Origin of the sequence: Catenulispora subtropica, from assembly GCF_039531675.1 — a bacterium.
GTDB classification, from domain to species: Bacteria; Actinomycetota; Actinomycetes; order Streptomycetales; family Catenulisporaceae; genus Catenulispora; species Catenulispora subtropica.
In genome coordinates this window covers 1-5,432 of record NZ_BAAAQM010000114.1, presented here as the reverse complement: position 1 = coordinate 5,432, position 5,432 = coordinate 1, and the positions used below count along the sequence as shown (strand labels likewise).

Sequence of the window (5,432 nt, the reverse complement as noted above, 5' to 3'; positions counted from 1 at the left end):
TAGCGGATCCACCTCCCCGGACCCCGGTGGCCGGTCTCGCATCCCCATCATCATGCGAGCACCCATGGGAAGTGACGGGCATGGCTCCGACAGCGCGGCCCGATGGCGAGGCCGAGAACGCCGTCATGGAACGGCTTTTCAGCGCGGGTCTGGACCTGCACTCGGCGCTACGGCTAGTCCGAGACGGACCGACCACGACATTGCTCCACGAAGCCACAGACCTGCTGGACAGCGCCATCCGGCGGCTCCGCGACCAAGCGTTCGACTGCATTCCAAGACAGCTGCCACTGTCCCCGGAGCCAGCTTGCTGTGCCCTCCCAACAAGCCGCCCCAGCATGCCGAGTACTGCGCGGCTGCGCATTCCCTGATAAAGGGATGACGGATACCGATGTACTACATAGCCTCGGCTGCCGCCATCCGACGCCCGGGGAACTCCTTGCCGGATACGCAGCCTTCCGTTCCAATCGCCCAGACGGTGCGGCCGGCGCGCACCGCACCATGGCTGCGCGCCCGGCCGGCGGATCCGCCGTCTGGTGCCCGGGATCCGGCGGCCTATTCGGACCACTGAACGCGTCCACCGCGCCGGCGCAGCAGTGCAAGGTCGACGCCAGGCCGGTGATTCGCAGCACCTTGAGAAACCCGGCCCGGCCGCGCGCGGCCGCAGCCACCCGTCGCCTCTGCTGCGCCATGGGATGGATTCGTAGCAGTGCGAGGTCGTCGACGGCGGGATCGTGGACGACGGTGCCGTCGGTAGTGAAGCGGGAGCCGTGGCAGGGGCAGTCCCAGGTGGTGTCGGCAGCATTGAACTCGACGGTGCATCCCAGGTGGGTGCAGATGGCGGAGACTGCGTGGATCCGGCCGTCTGTGTCCTTGTAGACGGCGGTCTGATCGCCGTCGACGTCCCAGACGGCTCCGTCGCCCGGGGCGAGTGCTGCCAGGTCGGCGGGGGTGAACGGCGGGGGGACCGGGAAGGTGTCCTCGGCCGCGGTACTGTCCTTCGCAGGGTGGGTGCCGAGCCCGGAGGTCCGATTGCTGTCGAACACCTGCGCCCAGGGGTTGGGTTCGCCGCAGATCGTGTCGGTGAGGATGAGGGCCGCGGCGGTGGCGTTGGACAGTCCCCATTTGCGCAGGCCGGTCACGACGTACACGTGCCGCGACGTGGGGGACATGAGTCCCACGTAGGGCAGGCCGTCAGCGGGCATGGCGTCCTGTGTCGACCAGCGGTGGACGATCTCGCCGGCTGCGAGGCGGTCGTGGGCGAACGCGGCGAGCTTCCGGTATCGCGAAGCGCTGTCGGCGGGTTCCGAGGCCGGGTGTCCTTCGCCGCCGGCGAGCAGGTATCCCGCGCCGTCGATACCGGCCGACAGGATGGAGCGCTGGGGTTCGTCGGCGCTGATGAACGTCGCGTCCCACAGGCGTCCTGCGGTCCGTGCGGCGACCAGGTAGGACCGGAACGGCCGACACCGGGTGTCGAACGAGCCTCGGTCGGCGAAGGGCACGTTGGTGGCGACGATGACATCGCGGGCCCGGATGGTGCCGTGCTCGGTGCCCACTTCGCAGGGAGCGCCGTCCGTGAGGGACCGCGCCCGCGTCTGTTCGAAGACGAAGCTGCCATCTCCGTGCAGCGCCCGGGCCAGACCTTGCACATAGGCGACGGCCTGGAGCTGCGCCTGGTCGTCGAACCGCACTGCCCCGCGCACCGGGAACGGCAGCGGCACGTCGGTGGTGAACGAAGCGGGCAGCCCGAGGCTTCCTGCCAGGGCCGCCTCGTCGCGGACGAGCGCGAGTGCCTCCTCGGATTCGGCGTAGGTGTAGTTCGCCACCCGGCGGAAGTCGCAGTCGATGCCCTCGGTGGCCACGATGTGCGCGATGTGTTCGAGTCCGGCCTGGTTGGCCTGCCCGTAGGCGCGGGCCGTGTCGGCGTCGTGGCCGTGCAGGAGTTCGGTGTAGACGAGGCGGTGCAGGGAGGTGACCTTGCCGGTCGTGTTGCCGGTGACTCCGGTGCCGACCCGGGCCGCTTCCAGCACCGCGACGCTGCGGCCGGCACGTTTGAGCCCCCACGCGGTGGTCAGCCCGGCGACGCCGGCGCCGATGACCGCCACCTCGACCTCTACGTCCCCGTCCAGCACGGGATAAGAGGTGGTCCCGGCGGTGGCGATCCACAACGAGACCGGTTCACCTTCCAGGACGTCGACCGTCGAACTGCCCGTCATCACAGCACCTCCGGTTGATCCAGGCCTCACAACCGCTGTGGTTCCGACCATAGACATGATCCGTCCAGGTGCCCTCATACCGGAAAATCACCTGGCGGCCGACCAGACCCGGCCGGAGGAGCTGTTCACCTGCTCAGAACGACTCTGAGCCTGTCTGGGTTCACCCTTTCGGACTCATTCGTTCGGTGGGCTCCAGAGCGTTCCGTAGACAGCGGCGCTGCGTGCAGAGTTGCGGGACATCAAACGAACAATCATCTTCATTCGGATACCTGCATATTGGTGAACGACAGGAGCCATTCGACCGTTTCATCGGGCAGGAACCTCTGACCGCCCGCGTGCATCCCGCGAAGCGGTGGTTCCAGCGAAAAGGAGTTCGAAATGAAGCGACTCATCACGGTTTCGGCCGGTGTGGGCGCCGTCGCAGCGTTGGTCGCGGGGTGCGGCAGCTCCAGCGGCAAGGCGTCGAACCCGCCACCGTCGTCCAGCAGCGCTCCCGCGGCCTCGAGCGCGCTGCATGCCCAGAGCTCGAAGTACGGCCAGATCCTCGTCGACGGCTCCGGCCGGACCCTGTACCTGCTGACAGCCGACACGAGCAGCCAGTCGACCTGCTACAGCGCCTGCGCCGGAGTGTGGCATCCCGACACCACCACCGGGCCGCCCGCCAGCAGCGGGGTCACCGCCTCCATGGTCGGTACGACCGCCCGGACCGACAACACCACCCAGGTCACCTACAACGGCCACCCCCTGTACACCTACACCGGCGACGCCAAATCGGGCGACGTGAACGGCCAGGGCATCGCGACCTTCGGCGGCATCTGGTACGTGGTCGGCATCGACGGCAAGGCCGTCACCAGCGCCCCGTCCGGGTCGAGTTCGTCGGGTGGCGGCTCCAACTACTGAGCTGCAACGCTGTAAGCGGTGCGCGATGAGGAGCTTCATGACAGATCTGCTCAGCGTCCGGCCCATCGGATGCGCCCGCCGGCGATCCGCCAGAAGCCTGATCCCGGTTTGTGACGGCCAGGCCCTGCCGGCGGGATGAGCATGCCGAATTTCGATGTCGTGATCGAGATCCCGGCCGGATCCCGCAACAAGTACGTCATGGACCATCGACTCGGCCGCATCCGGCTGGAGCGGCAGCTGTTCACCTCGACCTGCTATCCGGCTGATTACGGCTACATCCCGGGCACCGTGGCCGCCGACGGCGATCCGCTGGACGCCGTGGTCCTGTTGGACGCTCCGGCCTTCCCCGGGATCGAGGTGAATGTGCGGCCGGTCGCGGTGTACCACTCTGTCGACGAGCTGGGCGTCGACGAGAAGATCCTGTGCGTCCCGACGGGTGACCGTCGTTACGACCGCGTCCGCGGCCTGGCCGACGTGCCGCCCGAGCGCCTGGAGGAGATCGGCCACTTCTTCGACGTCTACCTCCAGACCGAGCCCGGCCGCCAATCGCACCCGGGATCGTGGGCGGACGCGGGGGTGGCCGAGGCGGTCATCGCCGCCGCCCGCCGGCGCCACGCCGACACGCACGGGGAGACAGGGGCCTGATCCTCGCCACGATCCTTCCCGCCCCGGCCGGACCGGAGCCGAACTCAGATCCAGTCCTTGCGACGGAACACCACAAAAAGCACACCGGACAGTCCGACGGTGATCAGGGTCGACGTCCAGAAGCCGCTGGCGTGCGCGAAGCCGGGGTAGGGCACGTTCTGGCCGTAGAACCCGGTCACCGCCGTGGGCACGGCGATGATCGCGGCCCAGCTGGTCACCTGCTTCATGATCACGTTGAGCCGGTTGGAACGCACCGTCAGGTGGGTCTCGAAGATGGTCGACACCAGGTCCCGCAGTGACTCGGTCCACTCGGTGGCGCGGAGCACGTGGTCGTAGACGTCCTGGAAGTAGGGCACCATTTCGGCGTCCACCGTGTGCTGGTCCCGGCGCAGCAGCGTGTTGACGACCTCGCGCATGGGCAGGACCACCCGGCGCAGCGTGACCAGGGACTTGCGGAGCTCGAAGGTGCGCCGCTGGAGCCCGTCGTCCTTCGGGTTGTCCTCGAACAGCTGCTCCTCGAGGGCCTCGATCTGTGCGTCGAGGGCCTGCACCGCCTCGAAGTGGGTGTCCACGACGTAGTCCACCAGCCCGTAGACCAGGAAGCCGACGCCGAACCGGGCCAGGTCGCGGTCGCGGTCCCAGCGCGCGACGACCTGGTCGATCTGGAAGCGGTCGGACTTCCGCACGGTCACCAGCGCGCTGTGGGTGATGAACGCCGCGACCTCGTGGTTGACCAACTGGCCGCTCAGCTCGTCGAACTCGACCGCGTATGCGTTGAGGAACAGGTGGGTGTCGTAGCGGTCCAGCTTCGGACGCTGGCGCTCGTTGACGGCGTCCTCCACCGCCAATGGGTGCAACCCGAGTTCGTCGCTGATCGAGCTCAGCTCCTCGGCCGTCGGATCGCACAGATCGAACCACACCACCGAGGACAGGTCGGCCGAGTAGTCGGAGATCTCGGTGGCGGGGAAATCCTCGGCCTCCAGCACGCCGTGGCGATAAAGCCGCGTTAGGGACATAACGGTCACCCTAGCCGACACGATCACGCCCGGGCCGCACGGCGCATGGCAGGCGGAGCCTGCGCCACCGACTCGGCACGGTGGCCTCTGAGGCTGGCGGGCTCCGGACTACCGTGGTCGGCGTCCGCGGCCGTTGGTGTCCTCCCGGAAGGTGGTGCCAGCGCGATGCTCGCGCATCGGAACTCCCCCGGCGCCCTAACGGCGGGCCAGATCTGGATCCGCCGGGCGAGCTCCCGATCCACGGCCCGCGTTCGGCTGTGTTCATCCTTCACTCGGGCGTATTCGGGCCCGAACGAGGCCCGGATCCGGCGCTTGGCGTGCTCGTGCCGGATGGCGCACCCCATGACGGCGATGAGGGCCGCGGCGAACAAGATGATGATCACGGCTGTGGTCATGATGGCCTCTTCAAAGGGGCTTCCGCCCATGAGTACCCGAATCGCGGGATCCAAACGGGGTGGCGCGCTCACCTCACGCGGCTGGGATCGTGAGCCTGCTGCGATACCTCGGCAGTGCTGTCACCGAGCCTTGATGTGTTTGGTGACGGAGAGCTGGCCGACGTTGTCCTCGTCCATGGCCTCGGCCTTGTCCTGGTCGGCCAGCAGGGTGCCGTCGCCGAGCTCGAAGCCGCGCTTGAACTGCGCGACCGCGTCCTTCAGCG

The 5,432-nt window shown here is 68.1% G+C and carries 4 protein-coding genes; 2 read left to right on the top strand and 2 right to left on the bottom strand.

All coding sequences use genetic code 11. The features are described from left to right. Positions 1 to 173 precede the first annotated feature (173 nt). Positions 174 to 2,213 carry an FAD-dependent oxidoreductase gene (locus ABD466_RS44090; protein ID WP_344663299.1) on the bottom strand — a complete coding sequence of 680 codons (2,040 nt, stop codon included), beginning with the start codon at positions 2,211 to 2,213 and terminating at the stop codon, positions 174 to 176. Between the two features lie 378 nt (positions 2,214 to 2,591). Between ABD466_RS44090 and ABD466_RS44085 the strand changes: the two genes are divergently transcribed. Next, the gene (locus ABD466_RS44085) at positions 2,592 to 3,113 is read left to right on the top strand and encodes a COG4315 family predicted lipoprotein (protein ID WP_344663298.1); all 522 of its coding nucleotides are present in this window, start codon (positions 2,592 to 2,594) and stop codon (positions 3,111 to 3,113) included. 141 nt (positions 3,114 to 3,254) lie between these two features. Beyond that, on the top strand, positions 3,255 to 3,758 hold the full coding sequence (locus ABD466_RS44080) for an inorganic diphosphatase (protein ID WP_344663297.1): 504 nt from the start codon (positions 3,255 to 3,257) through the stop codon (positions 3,756 to 3,758). Between the two features lie 44 nt (positions 3,759 to 3,802). On the opposite strand, the gene ABD466_RS44075 is transcribed toward ABD466_RS44080, so the two are convergent. Next, a complete protein-coding gene (locus tag ABD466_RS44075; RefSeq protein WP_344663296.1) occupies positions 3,803 to 4,774 on the bottom strand; it encodes a magnesium transporter CorA family protein in 972 nt (323 codons plus the stop codon). Positions 4,775 to 5,432: the final 658 nt, after the last annotated feature.